This is a genomic window from Kribbella sp. NPDC026611 (assembly GCF_040638345.1).
Lineage (GTDB): Bacteria > Actinomycetota > Actinomycetes > Propionibacteriales > Kribbellaceae > Kribbella.
The window spans coordinates 288,140-311,675 of sequence record NZ_JBEZYC010000008.1; the positions used below are offsets into that span (position 1 = coordinate 288,140).

General features: G+C 68.7%; 18 protein-coding genes. 9 read left to right on the forward strand and 9 right to left on the reverse strand.

Annotation, left to right across the window (positions count from 1 at the left end; translation table 11 throughout):
• The 6 genes from AB0E69_RS30735 to AB0E69_RS30760 form a co-directional block, all read right to left on the reverse strand.
• Positions 1-2,592 carry a hypothetical protein gene (locus AB0E69_RS30735; protein ID WP_360153912.1) on the reverse strand — a complete coding sequence of 864 codons (2,592 nt, stop codon included), beginning with the start codon at positions 2,590-2,592 and terminating at the stop codon, positions 1-3.
• A gap of 75 nt (positions 2,593-2,667) precedes the next feature.
• Entirely contained in the window at positions 2,668-3,960 is a 1,293-nt protein-coding gene (locus AB0E69_RS30740; protein WP_360153915.1) for a DUF58 domain-containing protein, read from the reverse strand.
• Positions 3,960-4,931, reverse strand: coding sequence for a MoxR family ATPase (locus AB0E69_RS30745; RefSeq protein WP_360153918.1), 972 nt, complete (start codon positions 4,929-4,931; stop codon positions 3,960-3,962). The genes AB0E69_RS30740 and AB0E69_RS30745 overlap by 1 nt, the downstream gene beginning before the upstream one ends.
• Positions 4,928-6,061 carry a DUF4350 domain-containing protein gene (locus tag AB0E69_RS30750; protein ID WP_360153921.1) on the reverse strand — a complete coding sequence of 378 codons (1,134 nt, stop codon included), beginning with the start codon at positions 6,059-6,061 and terminating at the stop codon, positions 4,928-4,930. Before AB0E69_RS30750 ends, AB0E69_RS30745 begins: the two co-directional genes overlap by 4 nt.
• On the reverse strand, positions 6,058-6,693 hold the full coding sequence (locus AB0E69_RS30755; protein ID WP_360153924.1) for a DUF4129 domain-containing protein: 636 nt from the start codon (positions 6,691-6,693) through the stop codon (positions 6,058-6,060). Before AB0E69_RS30755 ends, AB0E69_RS30750 begins: the two co-directional genes overlap by 4 nt.
• Entirely contained in the window at positions 6,690-7,703 is a 1,014-nt protein-coding gene (locus AB0E69_RS30760) for a hypothetical protein (protein WP_360153927.1), read from the reverse strand. The genes AB0E69_RS30755 and AB0E69_RS30760 overlap by 4 nt, the downstream gene beginning before the upstream one ends.
• A gap of 225 nt (positions 7,704-7,928) precedes the next feature.
• On the opposite strand from AB0E69_RS30760, the gene mtrA reads away from it, so the two are divergent.
• From mtrA to raiA, 5 genes are all read left to right on the forward strand, one after another.
• The gene (gene mtrA / locus AB0E69_RS30765; protein ID WP_360154190.1) at positions 7,929-8,606 is read left to right on the forward strand and encodes an MtrAB system response regulator MtrA; all 678 of its coding nucleotides are present in this window, start codon (positions 7,929-7,931) and stop codon (positions 8,604-8,606) included.
• Positions 8,607-8,824: 218 nt separating this feature from the next.
• On the forward strand, positions 8,825-10,396 hold the full coding sequence (gene mtrB, locus AB0E69_RS30770) for an MtrAB system histidine kinase MtrB (protein WP_360154193.1): 1,572 nt from the start codon (positions 8,825-8,827) through the stop codon (positions 10,394-10,396).
• Positions 10,393-12,171 carry an LpqB family beta-propeller domain-containing protein gene (locus tag AB0E69_RS30775; protein WP_360153930.1) on the forward strand — a complete coding sequence of 593 codons (1,779 nt, stop codon included), beginning with the start codon at positions 10,393-10,395 and terminating at the stop codon, positions 12,169-12,171. The genes mtrB and AB0E69_RS30775 overlap by 4 nt, the downstream gene beginning before the upstream one ends.
• 55 nt (positions 12,172-12,226) lie before the next feature.
• Entirely contained in the window at positions 12,227-12,925 is a 699-nt protein-coding gene (locus AB0E69_RS30780; RefSeq protein ID WP_360153932.1) for a phosphoribosyltransferase family protein, read from the forward strand.
• A gap of 237 nt (positions 12,926-13,162) precedes the next feature.
• Entirely contained in the window at positions 13,163-13,789 is a 627-nt protein-coding gene (gene raiA, locus AB0E69_RS30785; RefSeq protein WP_360153935.1) for a ribosome-associated translation inhibitor RaiA, read from the forward strand.
• A gap of 80 nt (positions 13,790-13,869) precedes the next feature.
• Here raiA and AB0E69_RS30790 read toward each other — a convergent pair whose 3' ends face one another.
• A complete protein-coding gene (locus AB0E69_RS30790; protein WP_360153938.1) occupies positions 13,870-14,682 on the reverse strand; it encodes a serine protease in 813 nt (270 codons plus the stop codon).
• A 158-nt stretch (positions 14,683-14,840) separates the two neighbouring features.
• Between AB0E69_RS30790 and AB0E69_RS30795 the strand changes: the two genes are divergently transcribed.
• From AB0E69_RS30795 to AB0E69_RS30810, 4 genes are all read left to right on the forward strand, one after another.
• On the forward strand, positions 14,841-15,995 hold the full coding sequence (locus AB0E69_RS30795) for a BTAD domain-containing putative transcriptional regulator (protein ID WP_360153941.1): 1,155 nt from the start codon (positions 14,841-14,843) through the stop codon (positions 15,993-15,995).
• A 100-nt stretch (positions 15,996-16,095) separates the two neighbouring features.
• Positions 16,096-17,244: a crosslink repair DNA glycosylase YcaQ family protein gene (locus AB0E69_RS30800; protein WP_360154196.1), complete on the forward strand. Its 1,149-nt coding sequence runs from the start codon at positions 16,096-16,098 to the stop codon at positions 17,242-17,244.
• 196 nt (positions 17,245-17,440) lie between these two features.
• A complete protein-coding gene (gene secA / locus AB0E69_RS30805) occupies positions 17,441-20,419 on the forward strand; it encodes a preprotein translocase subunit SecA (protein ID WP_360153944.1) in 2,979 nt (992 codons plus the stop codon).
• A gap of 1 nt (position 20,420) precedes the next feature.
• Positions 20,421-21,377, forward strand: coding sequence for a nitronate monooxygenase (locus tag AB0E69_RS30810; protein ID WP_360153947.1), 957 nt, complete (start codon positions 20,421-20,423; stop codon positions 21,375-21,377).
• On the opposite strand, the gene melA is transcribed toward AB0E69_RS30810, so the two are convergent.
• Together melA and AB0E69_RS30820 are read right to left on the reverse strand one after the other, a co-directional pair.
• On the reverse strand, positions 21,341-22,624 hold the full coding sequence (melA, locus tag AB0E69_RS30815; protein WP_360153950.1) for an alpha-galactosidase: 1,284 nt from the start codon (positions 22,622-22,624) through the stop codon (positions 21,341-21,343). The two genes, AB0E69_RS30810 and melA, sit on opposite strands and share 37 nt — an antisense overlap.
• Entirely contained in the window at positions 22,621-23,535 is a 915-nt protein-coding gene (locus AB0E69_RS30820) for a carbohydrate kinase family protein (RefSeq protein ID WP_360153953.1), read from the reverse strand. Before AB0E69_RS30820 ends, melA begins: the two co-directional genes overlap by 4 nt.
• Position 23,536: the final 1 nt, after the last annotated feature.

Consider the following 23,536-nt stretch of genomic DNA (forward strand, 5'->3'; position numbering starts at 1 on the left):
TCAGGTGTGGACAGCTGTCGATGCGCATCCGGACTTCTGGCACGCGCGCTGGCGGCTGACTCTCTCCGCGGCCAGGACGGCCCGCTGCAACGCGATGCGGATGTCTCGGCCACCGAGCCCGCATTTGATGACGTAGAAGAGACCAAGGTTCACCGCCGCGACGGTTGCGGCGTACAGTTCGACATCCTGCAGTTTGCCGATGTAGATCAGAATTCCAATGATCCACACAATGAGTGAGTAGAACAGCGAGCTCGGGATCCAGGCCGCGAATTCTTTCAACCCGGTGACGTCGCTGTTCTCATCGGGCACGGTGCTGATGTCGGCCGTTCGGGCGACTGCCAAGGCGGACTCGGAGAACTTGACGACCGCGACCGTCAGGACGAGTGCATACGTCTGCCCGAGCGCCGACGCGATCGGCCAGAATCGAGCATCGACGAAGGTGACCGAGAGCACCAGCGCGGCGTTGATGATCGCGAACAGCCGCATGTTGAGCTCAGCGGCCCAGGCCCGGAACCTGAGCTTCGGCGTCTTGTCGGCCGCGGCAAGCGGAGAGATTCGTGCGAACGGGCTTTGGTACATCTTGATGCCGAGCAGCGCGTAGCTGAGGCCAACGGCACGGGCGAGCCAGTTGTGGCTGAAGTCCGGTACGACGTACCCGCTGACCCGCATGCGGTCGATCAGCGGAAAGCCGTCCTGCACCGCGCCGACTGCCTTTCCCTGGGCCAGCCGATTCAAGCCTTCGACGAGCGGATTGCCCCAGTCCCAGTTGGCGTCCCTGAACAGCCACCACAGCACGAAGACGGTGGTGGTCGACGACACCACCCCAGAGATCCACGACCACCGGTAAAGGCGATGCAGAACGCGGGTCTGCTCGGGCGCCCGGTGCTGTCGTCTCAGGACGCGCATCAGCTCCCGCTGCCGGCCCAGCTCGCCTTGAAAGGGCAGCAGCACTTCGCGGACTCTCGACGGTAACCGGCGGGCAAGTACGCCGTACTCGGCCTGACTCGCAACCGCGATCTCCATCTCGATCCTGAACACCTCGTCGAGTGCCTCGTAGACAGACGTTGCCGGGTTGCCGGCGGTCTGCGGGAGGTTGAGCAGACGCTTCGCGGGATCTCGATCGAGGATGTCCTCCAGGAACCGTGCGATCGATGGAGTGTCGGCGTAGAAGACGTCCGGCACCACGCCGTCCTGGCTTGGGCTGAGTCCGCCGAACAAGATGAGTAGCTGCCCGAGTGAGTAGAAGTCAGCTTTGGCGAGAGAGCTCTTGGCTGCCTTGACCTCAGGCGCGACGAAGATCGAGTCGGCACCGTCCGTACCGCTGACCGAGCGGGTGTAGAGGTAGTTCGGTCCGAGGTCGATGAAGACCATTTTGTAGGTGTCGCCGATCTGGGTGACCATGATGTTCGAGGGGGACAGATCTGCGTGGTAGCGGGTCTGGAATTCCACGGCGAGCTTGTCGAAGCCGATCAAGGCGTGGAAGAGCGCATTACCGCACTTACGCAACTCCTCGAAATCGACGCTGCCGGAGACACCAGTTCGAGTCCGGTCGGCAGCGTTGGGCTTCATCTTGGCCAGAAGCGCGCTGACTCCATGTCTTGGCGCCGGCTCCGTGGCAGATGTGGTGCTGCTGCGATGGGCCTGCAGGAACTCGGCGAGCGTCTTGCCAGGCAGGAACTGCATGGTGATCCACGATCTGGTGCTTGCCAGCGCGCGTACGACAGGAACTTCCTGCGACCCGATGGCTTCGGAGGCTGACCCACGTGGGCTGTAGTGATCGGCGTACGTCGCGGTTGCCTCGGCGATGACATCGATGTTCTGGAAGGGTGGAAGCAGCAGTTTGACGGCCAGTTCCGGGTCGTGCTTGTGGTCTGACTGCGCCCTGAGGATGACGGACGTGGTTCCGTGTCGATGGAACCGGCAGGTGCTGAAATCGAGGCGACTCCACATCTCCAATGCGTCTTTGTACGCATCCGTCGCGGGACTGGGAGCGGGATCCAGCAGGGGGTCGTAAACGCGGCTGATCGCGTTCTGCACAAAGATATTCTGCACGAGTTCACCGCAGGTAGCGGTGCAGTTGTGAGTGGCTGCCTGCGGTGCTTGGAGAAAGATGGGGAGATCGGCGGTCACCGATCTCCGCGCCTCGGACTCCTGGATCCCGAAGCAGACGAGCAGGAAGAGTCCGACGAAGCCGAGTAGCTCGCACAGTTCGTGGCTCTGGGCGTGCGAGCTGTCCAGTTGATCTCGCTGTTTGCACCACCACAGCAGGACTTGCTCCAGCGAGTTGGCCACGGGCTCGCCGAGTTGCGGTGGATTCAGCTGAGCGTCCAGGAATCTGAAGTCGACCGGAAGGTCGCGCAGTACCTGACGCCAGCGCCTGGCGGTGTCGTCCGGCGATCGATTGGTCAGACCAACGGTCAGGTCGCAGAGCTGCGAGAGGACCATCGGAGAGTTTTGCGCGGTCTGTGTTCCGCCCGCCTTGACGACGTCGGCAAAAGCACTGGTCAAGCGAATGTAGACATCATGTGAACTCATAACGATGTGAGTAGCCCGCCGGCGAAAGCAATTCCCGCTGCGGCCTCGCGGCCGCACCTATGCCCTGACTATCGAAAAATCCCGCATTGTGTTACCTGAGCTGGAGCGAACGATTGAATCGCGCTCGATTTCTCAGAGCCGCCCGGCCTTCTTCAGAGCTAGGTAGGTGTCGGCCAAGGCCGGGGCGATGAGGGCGGGGGGTTCGTCGACGACTGTGGCGCCGGCTCGGGTGAGGAGGGCGGTTAGGCGGTCTCGGTCGAGGCGGGTTCGGGCGGCTGAGGCGGCGTTGTAGATGTCGATGAGGTCGGTGCGGGTGGACTCGAGCTCGTCCAGGCGGGGGTCGGCGACCGAGGCCAGGACGACGACGTGGCGGCGGAGGAGCGGGCCGATGACGGGGAGGAGGGACTCCTCGATGACGGCTGGGTCCAGACCGGTGAGGAGGACTACCAGGGAGCGTTGGCCCAGGCGTTCCAGGACCTGGGAGACGACGATGCGAAAGTCCGTCTGGACCAGCTCGGCTTCGACGTTGGCCAGCGCGTTGACGAAGGACGGGAGGACGTCCTCCGGTGCAGGGCGGCGTACGTCGGCGCGGACGGCGGAGTCGCAGGCCAGGAACGACACGCGGTCGCCGGCGCGGGTCGCGAGCGCAGCCAGCAGCAGGGCAGCGTCCATGGCGTGGTCGAGCCGCGGCGCGTCTCCGACGCGACCGGCGGACATCCGGCCGGAGTCGATGACGATGGCCACCTGGCGGTCGCGCTCCGGGCGCCAGGTTCGCAGCACGACGTTGCCGCGCCGGGCCGTGGCCCGCCAGTCGATGCTGCGTACGTCGTCACCGGGTACGTAGTCGCGGAGTGAGTCGAACTCGGTGCCTTGGCCGCGGACGAGGAGCGCAGTGCGGCCATCGAGCTCGCGTAGGCGGGCCAGACGGGAGGGCAGGTGTTTGCGGCTGTTGAACGGCGGGAGCGCGCGCACGGTCCACGGCACCTGATGCGAGCCCTGGCGGCCCGCGAAGCCGAGCGGGCCGATCGAGCGCACCGTGACCCGGGAGGCCTGGCGGTCGCCGCGTCGGGTGGGGATGAGGTGCGTCGTCACCCGTCGGCGCTCACCCGACGGCAGGTCCAGCTTGTGCGGTGGGTCTTGTACTCCGGCCGACGGCGACCAGGCGTCCCGCAACAACCCCCGCACTCGCCGGCCTGGGTTGGTGACCAGCATCGAGACCACAGCCGGCTCGCCGAGGCGTACGGCGGTGTCGCCCTCGCGGCTGAACTGCAACCGCCGCGGTGACCCAGCCAGCAGTAGGTCGACGGCGCACACCACCAGCACCGCAGCCACAACCAGACCGATCCCGCTCCACGACGGCAGCACTACAGCGACGAACACCACCCCAGCCGCCGCGAGGAGAGCAGTCCGCCCGGTCAGCACCATCAGCGTGGTACCGGGACTGTCGCCAGCACACTCTCCAGCACCGCGTCCGCGTTGACACCTTCCAGCTCGGCCTCGGGGCGCACCTGCACTCGGTGCCGCAGGCAAGGACGCGCCATCGCCTTGACGTCGTCCGGAATCACGTAGTCGCGGCCGGACAGCCAGGCCCAGGCCCGCGACACCGCCAACAACGCAGTAGCCCCACGAGGGGAGACGCCTAGCTGGAGCGACGGCGACTGACGGGTGGCGCGGCACAGGTCGACGACGTAGGCCAGCACGTCCTCGCGGACGGCCACGCGACGTACGGCGTTCTGGCCGGCGAGCAGGTCCTCCGGACCGGCCACCGGACGTAGCCCGGCCGCCTCCAGATCGCGCGGGTCGAACCCCTGCGCGTGCCGCGCCAGTACGGCGATCTCCGCGTCCCGCGGCGGGATGTCCATCGTCACCTTCAGCAGGAACCGGTCCAACTGGGCCTCAGGCAACGGATACGTACCCTCGTACTCCACCGGGTTCTGGGTCGCCGCCACCACGAACGGCACCGGCAGCTTGCGCGGTACGCCGTCCACGCTGACCTGCCGCTCCTCCATTGCCTCCAGCAACGCCGCCTGCGTCTTCGGTGGGGTCCGGTTGATCTCGTCCGCGAGCAGGATGTTCGTGAACACCGGCCCCGGGCGGAACTCGAACTCCGACGTCTTCGCGTCGTACACCAATGACCCGGTCACGTCACCCGGCATCAGGTCCGGGGTGAACTGCACCCGCTTGGTGTCCAGCCGCATCGCCATCGACAGCGCGCGCACCATCAGCGTCTTCGCCGTACCAGGGACGCCCTCCAGCAGCACGTGGCCGCGGCAGAGCAGGGCGAGCACCAGTGCGGTCACGGCGGTGTCCTGAGCGACCACTGCCTTGCCGATCTCGGTCCGCAGCGCGACCAGCGCCTGCCTGGCCTGGTCGGCGGTGACCTCGGTAGTCGTCACGGGTGTCGTACCTCCTGCGTGAGTACGTCGAGTTCGTAGGACAAGGACATCAGGTCGGCGTCGCTGGCCGGCGGCTCACCGTAGAGCAGTTGGTACAGCATGGCCGGGTCCCGTCCGGTCCGTGCGGCCACGGTGGCGACCAGAGCCACCGGCTCGGACCGCTGGGGGATGCGGTGCGCCTTCTGCAGCTTCCCCAACGCAGACTCGCGCAGAGCAACCGCGGCACGGTCCCGTGCCCGCGACCGCCGGTACAGCCGGGCGCGTCCTTCGGTCGTCTCGGCCGCGTGCACGATCACCGGCAGCCGCTCTGCCACCACGGGACCGAGCCGCCGCCCACGCCAGATCGCGACGACCAGTACGGCGAACGCCAGCGCCCACGCGATGTACCGAACGTCCGGTGGGATCAGCGGAGCCGCGGAGTCATCACCGCCAGTCGCTTGGAACTGCGGCAGGTACCAGGTCAGGTCCCGGTGCGTACCCAGCAGGTTCAACGCCAGCGCCGCGTTGCCGTCGTCGGCCAGCTGCGCGTTGGTGAACGTGCCGACGGTCCCCACCACATCAACGGTCCGTCCGGCAGTCTGTACTCGGATCACGGTGTTGTTGACCCCGTCGCCGTAGCACGCCTGCGCATCACCAGGAGCAGAGTACGTCGGCCCGCTGACCGTCGCCGTACCCGCCTTGACCGCCGCCGGCAGCTCGCACCCGGGCTCGCGGCTGCGCGACGCGATGGTGTTCCCGGTCGGGTGCACGCCGGGGGCGAGGACCTCCAGCGCGCGGCTGCTCGGCCGGACCAGGATGATGTGGTCCCAGTCCGACTGCGCGATGTCCTGCCAGTCGGCACGGTCCAGAGCACCGGACGGGCCGATGATGAGCGCCTTGCCCTCGCCCTCGCTGGTAGCGGCGGTCAACGCCTCCGTGCCGTGCACGGACACGTTGTGGTTCTTCAGCAGCGCCGCCAGCGCCCGTGCACCGTCCGGCTGCGCCGAGTCCGGGCTGAACGGACCAGAGGTGCTGGCACTCGACGCAATCAGGAGGACAAATGCCGCCAGCACTATGACCCCAGTGACGAGCAGCGGAATCCGCAGCACCCGCCAGCTCTCGCCGACGCTCCGGCCGACCGGCGTGCTCATACCCGCACCCGCGCAGTCCGCGCCACGTCGTCCGCCGCCACCACAGCGGCGTACCGCTCGGGTGTCCCAGGACGGTTGCCGTAGACAACCTCAGTGAAGATCAGTGCGGCCGGCTGCAGCCGCTCGCCAAGGTCGAGAGCGACCTTCACCGCGTCAGCGACCACCTCGTACGCCGTCCGCCCAGGCCGCTCGTCCAGCACCGTCCGCTCGGTCAGCTCGGCCACACACGCCCGGAACCGGCTCCGGACCGCCAGCGCGTACTCACCGGAGGCCGCCTGCTGCTCAGCCAGCGCCCGGTACTCCGAAGCCCGCTGCGGCCGGTCCGTGTCGAACACCGCCTGCGAGCCCCGCTTCCGCCCGCTGGTCCGCAGGATGCCGGCTCGCCAGAGCACCACGACGACGATGAGAACGAGCAGACCGATCAGCATCCCCAGACCGGCATGTCCGTTGCTGGAAGTCCCGCTCAGGCTGTCCAGGAAGTCGGCGACCCAGTCCAGCACCTTCTGCAGGCCCCGCTGGAGCAGCGAGCCACCGGACTCCCGGTACGCCGACTTCGACAGCTCCTTGGCCGCCTCCTGGGCCGCCTGGTCCCGGCCGATGTCGACCGGCGGCTCGTCCAGCAGGTACCTCATGACGGACCCCGCAGCACCGGCCGCATCCACAGGTCGAGGCCTTCGCGCCGGACCCGCAGGTCGAGGTAGATGAGCGCCTGGACCGCGGACATGAAGGCGAGGCTGGCGATCACCGTCATGACCGCGGCCAACCCGACCGCGACCGCCAGCACGAACGCCACCACCCCGGCGCCGTCGCTGTCGTTGCCGTCGCTCCACCGGCCGAGCGTGATGACCAGCGCGGTGATCCCATACTGCAGCGCGTAGCTGACGATGTTCACCACCACACCGCCGAACAGCAGGATGCCGAACACCCGCCAGAACTTGCCTTTCACCAGCCGCCACGACCGCCGCAGCGCGCCCCAGATGCCCACTCTGGCAGGGATGTAGAGCCCAATGTCCGGAGCATGCCGGCCCTCGAGCAGTACGACGGTCCCGGCCAGCACCAGCCGGATGCCGAACACCAGCACCAGTACTCCGCCGACCAGGATCATCACCAGCGCGACCGCACCGGCCACGTCGGACGAGCCGGTCGCGTCAGCACCCGCCCCGATTCCGAGGATGGCCAGACCCCAGCCACCGATCAGCAGCATGAACGACAGCGACTGCACCAGCCCGACCGCGGCCAGCGAAGGCAGCGCGGGCCGCACCAGCCGCAGCAGCTCCTTCGGACCGACCCGCTGCGCCAGCTGGCTCCGCACTGCGGCCAGGGCGATGATCCCGGCCAGCATGCTCGACACCACCGAGAACAGCACGAGCTGCACGCCGTACGTGAGCAGCAACGCCGCACCGGCCTGCTGGAACGGGTCGTCCGCACCGAAGAACCCGCTGAGCCCACCTGGTACGGCGACCTCGGTCAGAGCGGCCTGGACCGCGACCAGGGAGATACCGGCCAGCACCGGAAGCCCGAGCATGATCGTCTTGTTGTCGGAGATGGTCCGGGCGGCGTTGTCGAGCAGGTCGGCGGGCAGCCACGGGCGGAGCGGCTCGTTGGCCATGTCCTCGTACAGAGAGATGTCCCCGTCGGCCACTGACTACCCTCCTTCGGGGGTGAACCGTCGTACCGGCTGGTGCGTGAGTTGTGGTGAACCCCCGCAGTGCACCATGATCACAGCCCAAACCCGGGGTCATACGGCGATCCGGCGTGTGCACTACCCGGGGAATGGGACACTATCCGTAGTGCGTACGGCAGGCACCCGCCGGCCGCACACCGATCGGACGGCAAGGAGTAGGGCGTGGCAGACGGTAACCGGACGATGCGGGGCCGCATCCTCATCGTCGACGACGACACCGCGTTGTCGGAGATGCTCAGCATCGTGCTGCGCAACGAGGGCTACGACACCTATCTGTGTGCGACCGGTGACAAGGCGGTACCGGCGTTCCGGGAGTTCAAGCCCGACCTGCTGCTGCTCGACCTGATGCTGCCCGGCATGGACGGGATCGACGTCTGCCGGGCGATCCGGGGCGAGTCCGGCGTACCGATCGTGATGCTGACCGCCAAGAGCGACACCGTGGACGTGGTGCTGGGCCTGGAGTCCGGTGCGGACGACTACGTGGTCAAGCCGTTCAAGCCGAAGGAGCTGGTGGCCCGGATCCGGGCCCGGCTGCGCCGGATGGACGAGCCCGGGCCGGAGTCGCTGACCATCGGGGACCTGACCATCGACGTGGCCGGCCACTCGGTGAAGCGGGCCGGTGAGACGATTCAGCTCACGCCGCTGGAGTTCGACCTGCTGGTCTGCCTGGCCTCGAAGCCGTGGCAGGTGTTCACCCGTGAGGTGCTCCTGGAGCAGGTCTGGGGCTACCGGCACGCGGCCGACACCCGGCTGGTGAACGTACACGTCCAGCGGCTGCGGTCCAAGATCGAGAAGGACCCGGAGCACCCGGAGATCGTGGTGACGGTGCGCGGGGTCGGCTACAAGGCGGGTGCGGACTGATCGAGTACGGACGCGGCCAAGAGTCGCAGGCTGCTGACGGACCGGCCGACGAGCCGGTCACCGGCACGACCCCCGGTCCGGCGCAGCAGCCCACGGTCCCGCCGGAGGAGCACGGGACCGAGTCCCGCGGGACCGAGCTGGAGCTGACCGCCGCCGCGGCGGACTGGCCTGCCTACCCGCAGCCGCTCTGGCGGACGCACCCCAAGCACTGGCCGGACATCTGGCGCCGCTCCATCCAGGCCCGGATCGTCACCGGCACCCTGCTGATGTCGACGCTGGTGCTGATCCTGGTCGGCTGGGTGATGATGAGCCAGGTCACCGACGGCGTGCTCGAGTCACGCCGGGACAGCGCCCAGGCCGAGGCGCTGGCGCAGCTGACCCAGCTGTCCAACACGATCAATGCCGCCGGCAAGAACACGATCAACCAGGAGCTGTCCGAGCTGGTCCTGGGCACCAACCGGCCGGGTCTGTACGACGTCGTGCTGGTGCCGACGGACAAGTCCGCGTCCAACGCGATCCGCTACACCGGACTGGTCGACAGCAACTCGATCCCGCAGGCGCTGACGGCCTCGGTGATGACCGACGACTCGAAGCTGTACGACACCTACACGGAGATCAACTACCGCGACGCCCCGAGCGTGCCCGGTCTGGTGATCGGCTCACAGCTCCGCATCCCCGCCACCAACGAGCGGTACGCCGTGTACTTCCTCTTCCCGCTCACCGCGCAGCAGGACACGCTCGACGTCGTCCAGCGCGCGCTGGTGACCGCAGGTCTGCTGCTGATCGTCCTGCTCGGTGCGGTGGCCTGGCTGGTCACCCGCCAGGTGGTCACGCCGGTCCGGATGGCTCGGCGGATCGCCGAGCGGCTGGCGGCCGGCAAGCTCGAGGAACGGATGCAGGTCCGCGGTACCGACGACCTGGCCCGCCTGGCCGTCTCCTTCAACAAGATGGCCAGCAACCTGCAGCGGCAGATCCGCCGGCTGGAGGAGCTGTCCCGGCTGCAGCGGCGGTTCGTCTCCGACGTGTCGCACGAGCTGCGGACGCCGCTGACCACGGTCCGGATGGCCGCGGACCTGCTGCACGAGACCAGGGACCAGTTCGACCCGATCAGCCGCCGCTCGGTCGAGCTCCTGCAGAACGAGCTCAACCGGTTCGAGGAGCTGCTCGCCGACCTGCTGGAGATCAGCAGGTTCGACGCCGGGGCGGCCGCGCTCGACCTGGAGGACGTGGACCTGCGCGACATCGTCACCCGCGTCCTGGAGAACCACGAGACCCTGCTCGGCCGCAAGGGCTGCGAGGTCGTGCTGGACATGCCCGTGCCGTGCCGGGCCAAGGTGGACGCCCGCCGGATCGAGCGGATCCTGCGCAACCTGATCGGCAACGCCATCGAGCACAGCGAGGGCCTCCCGATCCGGATCAGCACGGCGTACGACGACGATGCCGCCGCAGTGGCCGTCCGCGACCACGGGATCGGCTTCCGGCCGGAGGAGGCCGAGATGGTGTTCAGCCGGTTCTGGCGGGCCGACCCGGCCCGGGCCAGGACCACCGGTGGCACCGGCCTCGGTCTGTCGATCGCGCTGGAGGACGCCAGGCTGCACGGCGGCCGGCTGGACGCGTGGGGATCGCCTGGCGAGGGCGCGTACTTCCGGTTGACGCTGCCGCGCCGGCCGGACGTGACACTGACCGGCTCGCCGCTGCCGGCCCGGCCCGCGGACGCCGCTCGGGTCATCACCGACCTGGTCGACGTCGGAGCGCCGTACCAGAAGCTGAACGGTGGTGAGGACCGGTGAGGCGGCTCGTGGCCGTGCTGGTGGCTCTCCTGCTCCTCGCAGGGTGTGCGACCGTACCGACGAAGGGCACCATCCGCAGCGGCAGCCGGCAAGGGCTGGCGCCGGAGCTGGGTGGCGTCGGCGTCGAGGCCAAGCCCCCGCGCCCGGGCAGCGATGCCAATGGGATCGTGAGCGGCTTCCTGGAGGCCATGTCGGACTCGCAGGCGTTCGACCAGGCCAAGCTGTACATGACCCCGGAGGCAGCGGCCAACTGGCACCCGGAGGCGCAGACCATCGTCTACGAGCAGCAGCCCGACCAGCTCGCCAAGAAGGGCAACGGCATCCAGCTGACGGCCCCCAAGATCGCCACCATCGACGAGCGCGGCGAGTGGATCCCGGCCGCGCCGGGGGAGCGCGCCGACTTCTTCTTCAAGATCAAGAAGGTGGACGGGCAGCTCCGGGTCGACTCCGCACCGGCCGGCGCGATGCTGGGCAGCAACCAGGTGGACCTGAAGCTCGCGTCCCGGGACCTGTTCTTCTTCAACCCCAGCCTGGGCATGCTGGTCCCCGACCCGGTCTACCTGCCGCTGAACCTGTCACCGGGCCAGGCGGCCACCCAGCTGATCCAGGAGCTACTGAAGGGCCCCACCAGCCGCCTGGGGAACGGTGTGATCTCGCTGGCACCACCGGGCACCGAAGTGCAGGTGTCGGTCCCGGTGGACCTCGGTGTCGCGACCGTGGCGCTCAACGACGCCGCAGGGTCGCTCCGGGACCAGGACAGACACTTCCTGGCGGCGCAGATCGTCTGGACGCTGAACCAGATCAGTCTGCGGGCCAAGATCACTGTCAGTGGCGCACCGCTGCTGCCGGACGACCCGGAGATCCTGCCGTTCTCCGACTTCAACCAGTACGACCCGACCGCCCCGGCCGGCTCGCTCACCAACCTCTACGGCCTGCAGGGCGGCAAGGTGCAGCGGATCCAGGGCCTGGACGGGGCGTCCAACATCGCCGCGCAACCGCTCCTCTCCAGCCAGCTGCACGACTACACCGCCGAGTCCTTCGCGGTGAACCTGCGCGGCGACTCCGGTGCGATCGTCACCACCAACTCCGACGGCGACGAGGTGGTCGCGTACGCCCGCCTGGACTCGACCGACAAGCCGGACGAGGTCAAGCGGATCCCGGTCGAGGGCAGGACCCTGACACCGACGTACGACGCCCAGGACAACCTGTGGATCCTCGACCACGCCGACAGCTCCAAGCCGCGGCTGCGGGTCCGCGGCCGGGACGGGAACCTCAGCCCGGTCGCGGTCGACTTCAAGGGGGACGCCCCACTCGTCCTGCGGATGGCACCGGACGGGGTCCGGGCACTGCTGGTGATGCGGTCGAAGTCCGGCAAGAAGTCGACGTACGTCGAGACCGGGACCGTCCAACCGGTGATCGGCACCAAGAACGTGCAGCTCGGCCAGTTCCGTCCGCTCCGGCTGCAGCTGAAGGACATCACCGACGCGGCCTGGAACAAGCTGGGCATCCTCGTCATCGGTACCACCACCGCGCCGGTGCAGAGCGCGGTCCGGCAGGCGTGGCAGGTGAACCAGGACGGCTCCAAGCTGCAGCAGCTACCGGGGTCGTCGCAGGACTTCGTCGCCACCCGCGTAGCGTCGAACACGAACCAGGACACGCTGCCGGTGATCCAGGACAAGGACGGGCACGTGCACTGGCTCAGCCGCGACCTGTCCTGGGTCTCGATGGAACCCGACGGCACCGGCCCCACGGTCATCCCCACCTACCCGGGCTGAGTTGTCCACAGGCTCGGGCCGATCCGGTTGCCGGGCGGCACCAGGATCGCGGATCGTGGGTGCGGTGGCCGCCCGGGACGCGTTCGTGGACCTCGTGCTGGGTGGACGCTGCGCGGGCTGCGACCGGCCCGGCGTCACGCTCTGTGGTGGTTGCCGAGAGCTACTGCGAACCTTGACTCCGTTCCGTGCCTGGCCGGACCCGTCGCCGGTAGGTCTGGCGCCACCGACCGCGGCCGCGCCGTACGGCGAGGAGCTCCGGCGGCTGATCCTGGCGCACAAGGAAAACGCCCGCTACGCCCTCGCCCGGCCGCTCGGCGAGGTGCTCGCCACGGCCGTCCGCGCGGCTCTCGGCGACCGGCGGGCCGGTTGGCTGTGTCCGGTGCCGTCGTCGCGGACGACGGTCCGGCAGCGCGGCCACGACCCGCTGACGCGGATCACCAAGGCCGCCGTGCGATCCCTGCGCAGACAGGGGATCGACGCCCGCCGGGCGTCCGCGCTGCACGTCGCACGGCGTCCCGACGACCAGGCCGGGCTGTCCGCGGAACGGCGTACCGCCAACCTGGCCGGGGCTTTCGCGGCGCGTTCGCGCTGGGCTGAAACGCTGACGGATCAGCCGGTCCTGCTGGTCGACGACGTGATCACCACCGGTTCCACGCTCGCGGAGGCGTGCCGCGCCTTGGAATCCCGGGGAATCCCGGTCCTCGGCTGCGCCGTGCTGGCGGCCACCCGGCGGCGTTCACCGTCTGGTTCATGAGAACTTCCCTACCGGTTTTCGCCGAAGCCGACTAGCGTTGGCCTATGACACCCGCACGGGCTTGTCGGGCAGTGAAGTGGCGCAGGACCGGATCAGCCGGATTCCTGGCCGCGGAGTCCGACCGGCTCGATGGCGGGTGTTCTCGTTTCGGGCGCCCCAACCGCAACCGGCGAAGCACGGGTAACTCCGACGGGGGTCCGGAAACGTAAAAGAAGTCGCCGATCGATGGAGGTTTCCGTGGACGTCGTTGTCAAGGGTCATCACTGCGAGGTCAGTGACCGCTTCCGGCAGTACGTCGAGGAAAAACTCGAACGGATCGAGAAGGTCGATCACCGGGTACTGCGGTGCGAAGTGGAAGTCAGTCAGGAAAAGAACCCGCGACAGCACGACCGGGCGATGCGTGTCGAGCTCACCATGTACACCAAGGGTCCGGTGGTCCGCGCCGAAGCGTGCGGTGAGACCAAGACCGCAGCGTTCGACGTCTGCCTGGACCGTCTCCGCGCCCAGGTCCGCAAGGCGGCCGACCGCCGCCGGGTGCACCGTGGCGAGCGAGCGCCGGAGGGCCTTCGGCACGTGAACGCGAAGCAGCCGATCAACGGCAACGCACCTGTAGTGGAGGAACCAGCCACCGAGGACGAGGTGGCCACGCACAAGTACGGCTCGCTGCTGGTCACCGGCGACGGCCCGCTGGTCATGCGCGAGAAGACCCACACCGCCAAGCCGATGACCCTGGACCAGGCGCTCTACGAGCTGGAGCTGGTCGGGCACGACTTCTACCTGTACGTGGACGCCGACGAGAACCAGCCGAGCGTCGTCTACCGCCGGCGCGGCTACGACTACGGCGTGATCCGCCTGGCCGTCTAGACCCCGGGAGGAGCACCCGAAGGGGCCGGGCAGTTCGGTGAACTGCCCGGCCCCTTCTCCCTCTCCCCTGCAAGAGGTGCTCAGCTGTCGATCTGTTGCTGCAGCTCCGTGGCGTAGGTGGCGACCTCGGCGTACACGCCTGGGTTGCCGGCGTCCGCGCAGCCGACGCCCCAGGAGACGACGCCGAAGAGGCGGCCGTTGAGGACCAGCGGGCCGCCGGAGTCGCCCTGGCAGGAGTCTTTGCCGCCGGCCTCGTAGCCGGCGCAGATCTCGCCGTCGGCCGTGTATCCCTGGCTGGCGTACGCCTTCTCGCAGTACGCGTCGCCCAGCACCGGTACGTCGACCTTCTGGAAGGTGTCCTCCGGTCCGGTGCCCTCCGTGGAGCCCCAGCCGAAGACGACCGACGCAGCACCGGCCGTGTCGGCCGCCTTGTCCGTCTCCAGCGCCAGCGTGGGCACGCCGTCGAACGGTGTCGCCAGCGTGAGTACGGCGACATCATGTCCCGGCTGCTTGCCGTACTCCGGGTCTACCCAGATGCTGCTGACCTTGGACTCCTTGCCACCCGTCTGGGTGAGCACGTCGCGCCCCTGGATCGCGGTGTAGGTGGCAACCGCCTCCTGTGCGCAGTGCGCGGCCGTGAGGATCTTGTTCGCCTTCACCAGCGTCGAGCCGCACCACTGGCCGCTCGGCGAGGGCGAGCCGCTGTTGTTGAGGGCCACGGCCCACGGCGAGTCCGCGGTGTGCGCGACGGTGCCGCCGACGATCCGGGTCTTCGGTACGTCGGGCGACTGCGCGGCCGACGCAGAGCCGGCGACGGCCACCGCACCGAGGGACGCCGCGGTCAGTGCACCGGCCGCGACGACAGCGCGCACCAGCTGCTTTCTTCCTGTCATGCCTCACTCCAGGTTCCTAGGGGCCGCGCGGGCGGGCGACCTCCCCGGGAGCCTCTCCCGAACACACTCCGTAGCACACCTCCCACTTGCGGTAACACCAGAGTTATGCCCCCACCGCGCGCTTAGCATTTTCTGGACTGGTCCGGTGGGAGGAATCGATGCAACTACCTGCTCCGGTACTGCGCTACCGCGTCCTCGGCCCGCTGGCCGTCTTCCAGGACGGAGTACTCCTGGACCTGGGTACCGACCGGCACCGGCGGGTCCTGGCCGCTCTCGTCCTGCACGCGAACGCCCCGGTGTCGATCGCCGACCTGCTCGTGGCGGTCTGGGGCTACGACACACCCGACGACGGCCCGCAGCAGCTGCGCACGCTCGTGCGCGAGGTGCGCGACCTGGTCGACCCACACCGTGAGGCCGCCAGCGACGGAGAGCTGACCACGACCCCCGACCGCCGGTACGTCCTCCAGGTGCGCCGGACCGAGCTGGACGTGACTGTCGTCGAGGACAGCCTGGAGACGACGCGCAAGCTCCGCGCCGAGGGGCGCCCGAACGAGGCGTCGAGGGAGATCCGCTCGGCCCTCGGCCGGTGGCGCGGTCAGCCGCTGGCCGGACTGGACGGCCCGGGCTTCGCCACGGCGCGCGAGCGCCTGCAGGACCTGCGGGCCGAGGTGCTCGAGGAACTGTTCGGCGCCGAGCTGGACGCGAACCGGCCGCAGCTGATCCTGCGGGACCTGATGGCGGCGGTGGTCGAGTTCCCCCTGCGAGAGCGCCTGCGCACGGCCGTGATGATCGCTCTCTACAGCCTTGGCTGGCAGCAGGATGCTCTGTTCCAGTACGAGAACTACCGTGAGCTCCTGTTCCGCACCACCGGCAGGGAGCCCTCAGCAGCCCTGTACGACCTGCGGGAGCGCATGGTTCGCTCCGACCCGTCCCTCCACTCCCTGCCACCCCGCGCCATCCAGCGACAGGCCCTCCCGGCGCGACCGCCCTTGCCGCCGATGCCACGCCTGCGGCCTACCCGTCGAGCCAGGGCGTCTGTCTGGGCACAGTTGGGTGGTGCGGTCGTTCCCCTGGTGACGTTCGGGTTCGGTAGCCCGGTCTTGTTCGCGGTGCTTGCAATCCGGCGCCGGAGCGTCTGGCTGGCCCTGTCCGCGGCGGTCTACCTTTGCGCGGTCGTGCTGCTGTTCAGCGGGTGGGAGAACAGCGAGGCCCTCTGGTCGGACCTGGTGCTCGCGGGCGAAATGATTGCCATCGTCTCGGCCGCCGTCCAGGCGGCGATCGTGATCGGCACGCCGCCCAGGAACCAGCCGTGATCGGTTTCTGTCGGAGGGGCCCGGCAGAATTCTGGGGGTGAGTACGCAAGTGTTGTCGACGGCTCAGGCGCGGCGGATCGGGTTGGCGGCGCAGGGTTTCATGGATCCGCGGCCCAAGGGTGTGCCGGACATGCGGGCGCTGCAGCGGGTGCTCGGGCGGATCAAGCTGATCCAGATCGACTCGGTCAACGTGCTGAGCCGGACGCAGTACCTGCCGCTGTATTCGCGTCTCGGGCCGTACCCGCGGGACCTGCTCGACCGCGCCGCCGGCAAGGCCCCGCGGCGGCTGGTGGAGTACTGGGCGCACGAGGCGTCGCTGATCCCGGTCGAGACGCACCCGCTGATGCGCTGGCGGATGGCCCGCGCCACCACCGAGGCCTGGGGTGGCCCGCGGTCGATCGCCAAGGAGCGGCCCGACCTGCTCAAGCAGGTGCTGGCCGACGTCCGCGACCACGGTCCACTGACGGCCCGCGAGATCGACGACGACGTCGAGCGCACCAAGGACAACTGGGGCTGGAACTGGTCGGACGTGAAGCGCGCCCTCGAGTTCCTGTTCTTCGCCGGCGAGATCACGGTCGCCCGGCGCAACCAGCAGTTCGAGCGGATGTATGACGTACCCGAGCGGGTCCTGCCCGCCGGCGTGCTCGCCACGCCGACGCCGACCGTGGCGGAGGCGCACCGGGGGCTGGTGTCGATCGCCGCGCAGGCGCATGGGGTGGCGACCGCCCAGTGCCTCCGGGACTACTTCCGGACCGCACCGGAGCCGACGCTGCAGGCCATCGCCGAGCTGGTCGAGGAGGGGGAGCTGCTGCCGGTCCAGATCGAAGGCTGGAAGCGCCCGGCGTACCTGCACAAGGACGCGCGGCTGCCGCGGCGGGTCAATGCCCGGGCGCTGGTCAGCCCGTTCGACTCGCTGGTCTTCGAGCGGACCCGGACCGAGGTGCTATTCGACTTCCGGTACCGGATCGAGATCTACGTCCCGGCCGAGAAGCGCATCCACGGGTACTACGTGCTCCCGTTCCTGCTCGGCGACCGCCTGGTCGCCCGCGTCGACCTCAAGGCGGACCGGACCGGCGGCGTGCTGCTCGTCCAGTCGGCCCACGCGGAGCCCAAGGCGCCGGTGGAGACGGCGGAGGAGCTGGCCGCCGAGCTGATCCAGCTGGCCGACTGGCTCGGGCTGGACCAGGTCCGGGTGGCCGGCGGTGGTGACCTTTCGCCAGCGCTCAGTGACGCTCTGCGCGGTTCCTGACGTGGCAACGGGAACTTTTCCGGCCGCCTGAGCGTGGGTTCAACGGGGCGCCGACATCCACAGAGGCACGCTGCGCGCGTGGCTTGGCACACCCGGCCCCGTACGATGGGGGACGCACGCCCTTCCCAGGGAGCCGGCGTGCCCTGTCGGCGTTGGCCGCATCCCAGGTTTCAGCAGCAAGGAGAGAACTCCCGTCATGAAGGTTGTCGACAAGGTTCTGCGGATCGGTGAGGGCAAGATCCTCCGCCAACTGCAGGGCATCGCGAAGATGGTCAACTCCATCGAGGACGACTTCGTCAACATGTCCGACGAGGAGTTGCGCGGCCAGACCGCGGAGTTCAAGCAGCGGCACGAGAACGGCGAGTCCCTCGACCAGCTGCTCCCGGAGGCCTTCGCGGTGGTCCGGGAGGCGGCCAAGCGGACGCTGCACCAGCGCCACTACGACGTCCAGATCATGGGTGGCGCCGCGCTGCACCTCGGCAACATCGCCGAGATGAAGACCGGTGAGGGCAAGACGCTGGTCGGCACGCTGCCGACGTACCTGAACGCGCTGTCCGGCAAGGGCGTGCACGTGGTCACGGTGAACGACTACCTGGCCAAGTACCAGGCCGAGTGGATGGGCCGGGTGTACCACTTCCTCGGCCTCGACTACGGCGTGATCCTGCCGGAGATGTCGCCGGCCGAGCGCCGGGTGGCCTACGCCAAGGACATCACCTACGGCACCAACAACGAGTTCGGCTTCGACTACCTGCGCGACAACATGGCGGGCAGCATCGAGGACTGCGTCCAGCGCGAGCACAACTACGCGATCGTGGACGAGGTGGACTCGATCCTGGTCGACGAGGCCCGGACCCCGCTGATCATCTCCGGCCCGGCCGAGGACTCGCAGCGCTGGTATGTCGAGATGGCCCAGGTCGCGAACAAGCTGAAGGCGTGGACGCTGGCCGACGAGGCCGAGCTGAAGCGGAAGAACCCGCGGATCACCGACCACGAGATCGATGAGACCAAGCGCCGGGTCGCCGACTACGACGTCGACGAGAAGAAGCGCACGGTCGCGATCCTCGAGCGCGGGATCGAGAAGGTCGAGGACCGGCTCGGGATCGACAACCTGTACGAGTCGGCCAACACCCCGCTGATCAGCTACCTGAACAACGCGCTGAAGGCCAAGGACCTCTTCCACCGGGACAAGGACTACGTCGTCGTCGGCGGCCCGGGCGAGGAAGAGGTGCTGATCGTCGACGAGCACACCGGCCGCACGCTGCACGGCCGGCGGTACAACGAGGGTCTCCACCAGGCCATCGAGGCCAAGGAGAAGGTGGAGATCAAGGAGGAGTACCAGACCCTCGCGACGATCACCCTGCAGAACTACTTCCGCCTCTACAGCAAGCTGGCCGGCATGACCGGTACGGCGATGACCGAGGCCAACGAGTTCTCCAAGGTCTACAAGCTCGGCGTGGTCGCGATCCCGACCAATAAGCCGATGATCCGGGTCGAGGAGCCGGACCTGATCTACCGCACCGAGGACGCCAAGTTCGACGCGGTGGTCAAGGACATCGTCGAGGTGCACGCGACCGGGCAGCCGATCCTGGTCGGCACCACCAGCGTGGAGAAATCCGAGCGGCTGTCCCGGCAGCTGCTCAAGGAGAACATCAAGCACGAGGTGCTGAACGCGAAGCAGCACGCGCGCGAGGCCGCGATCGTCGCCGAGGCCGGCCGCAAGGGCGCGGTCACGGTGGCCACCAACATGGCCGGTCGTGGTACCGACATCATCCTCGGTGGCAACCCGGAGTTCCTGGCCGACAAGGAGCTGCGGGCCCGCGGGCTCGACCCGGCGGAGGACGTCGAGGAGTACGAGTCGGAGTACCCGGCGCTGCTGGAGCAGTTCGAGAAGCAGGTGAAGGAGGAGCAGGAGGAGGTCCGCGCGCTCGGCGGCCTCTACGTCCTCGGCACCGAGCGGCACGAGTCGCGCCGGATCGACAACCAGCTCCGCGGTCGCGCCGGCCGTCAGGGCGACCCGGGCAAGTCCCGGTTCTACCTGTCGCTGGAGGACGACCTGATGCGCCTGTTCAAGCGTGAGATGGTCGACTGGGCGATGTCGCGCAACAACGACGACAGCCAGCCGCTGGAGAACAAGGTCGTCACGAAGGCGATCGCCTCCGCGCAGGGCCAGGTCGAGGCGCAGAACTTCGAGACCCGGAAGAACATCCTCAAGTACGACGACGTGATGAACCGGCAGCGCCACGTCGTGTACGACGAGCGCCGCCGCGTGCTCGAGGGCGCCGACCTGCGCGACCAGGTGCAGGACATGCTCGAGGAGACCGTCACCGGCTACGTGCAGGGCGCGACCGCCGACGGCTTCGCCGAGGACTGGGACCTGGACGCGCTGTTCACCGCGATGCGGACGCTGTACCAGACCGAGCTGACCGAGGAGCTGCTGATCGAGGAGGCCGGTGGCGAGAAGGCCGGCCTGACCCAGGACTTCCTGGTCGAGCGCTTCCTCGAGGACGCCACCGCGGCGTACGAGCGGCGCGAGGAGCTGCTCGGCGAGGACGCGATGCGCGAGCTGGAGCGCCGGGTCGTGCTGAGCGTGCTGGACCGCAAGTGGCGCGAGCACCTGTACGAGATGGACTACCTGCGTGAGGGCATCGGCCTGCGCGCGATGGCGCAGCGCGACCCGCTGGTCGAGTACCAGCGCGAAGGCTACGACATGTTCGCCTCGATGATGGAGTCGATCAAGGAGGAGTCGGTCGGCTTCATCTTCAACGTCGAGGTCGACCTGGAGGCGATGCGGGCCGAGATGGAGCTCGCCTCCGAGGCCGAGCTGGCCGACGAGAACAGCCTGGCCGGCCGCCGGATCGAGGACATCCTCACCCCGGGCGCACCGGTCGCCGAGTTCCCCGGCCGGGACGAGGCGCGCCCGCAGGACGAAGTACGCCCGCGGGACACGCCGCGGCTACGGGCCAAGGGCCTGACCGGTGACAGCCGCCCGCAGCGGTTGTCGTACTCGGCGCCGAGCATCGACGGCGACGACGAGGTGGCCCAGCGCGAGGAAGCGGTCGACGAGGGCTCGTTGATGTACGCCGGTACGCCGCGTAACGTCGCGTGCCCGTGCGGCTCGGGCAAGAAGTACAAGCGGTGCCACGGCGACCCGCAGTCGGACGTGTACAAGTTCTGAGATGTGGCTGACGGAGAAGTTCGGCCTGGGCGTGCCCCTGGTGGGTGCGCCCATGGCCAACGTCAGCGGCGGGAAGCTGACCGCGGCAATCTCGGCCGCGGGTGGGCTCGGCATGCTCGGCGCCGGCTCTGCGGTGACCGCTGACTGGATCCGGACCGAGGGCGCCATCGCCGCGGCGGGCGGGAAGCCCTGGGGTATCGGGTTGATGGCGTGGTCTGTGACCAAGCGTCCCGAGCATCTGGACGCTGTGCTGGAGCTGAAGCCTGACCTGGTTTCGTTGAGCTTCGGGAACTTCGCGCCGTACGTCCGGGCGCTCCAGGATGCGGGCATCACCGTAGCCACCCAGGCCGGGACGGTTGCGGATGCGCGCGAGGCGGTCGACGCCGGGGTGGACGTGATCGTCGCCCGCGGCGCGGAGGCCGGCGGACATGGCCGCAACGCAGTGGGCACGCTGCCGTTGCTGCAGGCAATCCTCGACCTGACCGACCTTCCGGTGCTTGCCGGCGGCGGAATCTCAGGCCCGCGCGGACTGGCCGCTGTCCTGGCAGCCGGCGCCGCGGGTGGCTGGATCGGTACTGCGTTCCTCACCTGCGTCGAGGCGCTGACGTCGGAGCCGGTGCGCGAGCGCGTGATCGCGGCGGACGAGACCGACACCGTCTACGGGACGGTGTTCGACGCGGCGTCGCGCGCTGGTTGGCCGGACGAGTTCGGCGGACGGGCGCTGCGGAACGCGTACTTCGACCGCTGGGAAGGCCGCGAGCAGGAGCTGAAGGCGGACGACGCCGGACACGCCGACTACGTGGACGGCACGAAGGCCGCCGACCCGGCCCGCGCATCGATCTACGCGGGCCAGGGCGTCGGGGCGCTGACCGATCAGCCGACTGCGGCCGAGGTCGTCGCCGGGTTCGCGACGTACCGGGACTACTTGAGGGCCGCCCTCAGCGACGGGTCCAAGTAGTTGCTGTGAGCAAGCACTAGGTCGTTGCACAGGTCCCAGATCTGCTCGACCGGGAGGTCGGTGGCCGGGTCCATCATGACTGCTTGGCGGATGGCCAGCGGGTCTTGTTCGATTGCTGCCTTCACCACCAGTTCGCAGACGTTCAAATAGGAGCGGTTGAGCGCGGCGCACTGTGCCGGCAGCGCACCGACTGCAGTGGGTTGCACGCCCGAACCGTCAACCAGGGAAGGGACCTCGACCGTAGCCCCGGACTGCAGGTTGGGGATCAGGCCGTGGTTCGGGACGTTGGCGTAGATGGTGCGAGGCGTGTTGGTGACCATGCTGTGGATGATTTGCGGTGCGTACTCCATCGTGGGATCTACGGACAGCGGCTCGCCGGACTTGAGCGCCACCCGGGTCTGCTCGTAGGACGCGAGGTTCTCGGCGACGATGCCGAGGTAGGCGCCGATCGGCAGCCGGAGACGATCGACCTCGGACGCATGATTGAGGTACCACGGAACGTACTCGGCGGAGTGCTCGCTGGTCTCGGTCGGGTAGTAGCCGAGCCGACTGTACATGTCGACGCGGACCCGGCGGAGCAGTTCGGGGTCGTTGGCGATCGCCGCGTCCAGCCGGTCGTACAGGTTCTCGCCGTCGCGCTCGAAGCGCAGTACCCAGGACTGGTGGTTGACGCCGGCCGCCTGGTAGGTGACGTCGGAGTAGGGGACTTCGACCAGGTCGGAGAGGCCCTGCATGGTCCAGTAGACCGAGTGGCAGAGGCCGACGACGTTCCGTACGCCGAGGGCCTTCAGGTACCAGACGTTCATCGCCATCGGGTTCGTGTAGTTGAGCAGCCAGGCGTCGGGACAGACCGCGGCGATGTCCTCGGCGAGGCCGCGCAGTACCGGGTACGTGCGCAGGGCGCGGAAGACGCCGCCGACACCGAGGGTGTCGCCAATGGTCTGGCGGACGCCGTAGCGGGCGGGGAGCTCGAAATCGAGCTGCGTCGCCGCATTCATCCCGACTTGCACGATGTTGATCACGAAGTCGGCGCCGTCGAGCGCTGCGCGCCGTTCGAGGTGGGCGGTGATCCGCACCGGACGGTCCTGAGCGAGGTACGCCGCAGCCGCCGCGGCGGTGTCGAGCCGCTCCGGATCGATGTCGTGCAACGCGATGTGCAGCGGACCGAGGTCGAGGTCGAACAGGTCGGCGAGCAGGCCTTGCGTGAACACCACGCTGCCCGCGCCGATGAACGCAATCGTCGTCATGCTGTCGCTTCTTCCCAGGTCGGTTGGGCCGCGGTCCCGCCGGCGGCGCGGGTGGAGAGCGAACCGCAGGCGGCGGCGATCGCCAGGGCGCGGTCGGGTTTCATGCCCTTGAGTACGGCGGCCACCCAGCCGGCGTCGAAGCTGTCACCTGCGCCGACGGTGTCGACCGCCTCCACTTTCACCGCCGGTGCGGTGATGACCCTCGAACCGTTGTGGGCAAGAGCGCCCTCCGCGCCGTTCTTCACCACGACGAGCGGACCACGACGGGCCAGGATGCCGGCGGCGTCCACCACGGAGTGATGGCCGGTCAGGGCGAGAGCCTCGGCGGCGTTGGGGAGGAAGTAGTCGGTGACGCGCAGGATCGGATCGAGAACCATCCGGTCCCATCGGCCCGCCGGGTCGTCGTTCGGGTCGAGTGAGGTGGTCGCCTTGGCGGCTTTGGCCTCCTTGAAGATTCCGGCCAGGCCGACTGCCAACTCGGGCAGCAGATAGAACGAGCCCGCATGCACATGCCGTACGGACCGGATCAGGTCTCGCGGCACATCCTCCGCCACTGTGCTGGGCAGACATCCGGGCGACGTCAGGATGGCGCGATCGTCGCCCGAGGTGAGGATCGTGGTGAGCGGCGTGGGCAGAGCCGGATCGGTCAACACTGCGTCGACGTTGACTCCGCGCGACGCCAGCGCCGTACGGACGAACTCGCCGGCCGCGTCGTCACCGACCCGGCCCGCGAACGCGACGCGCAGTCCGAGCCGGGCCGCGCCGCAGGCCATGATCGAAGCCGAGCCGCCGAGCACCAGCGAACCGGAGGGAACCAGCCGTTCCTGCTGCCCGAAGAGGATCGGTTGCGCGACCGGCCCGACCACCACGTCAGGGTTCGCGTCACCGATCACGAGAAGGTCGAAAGTCATA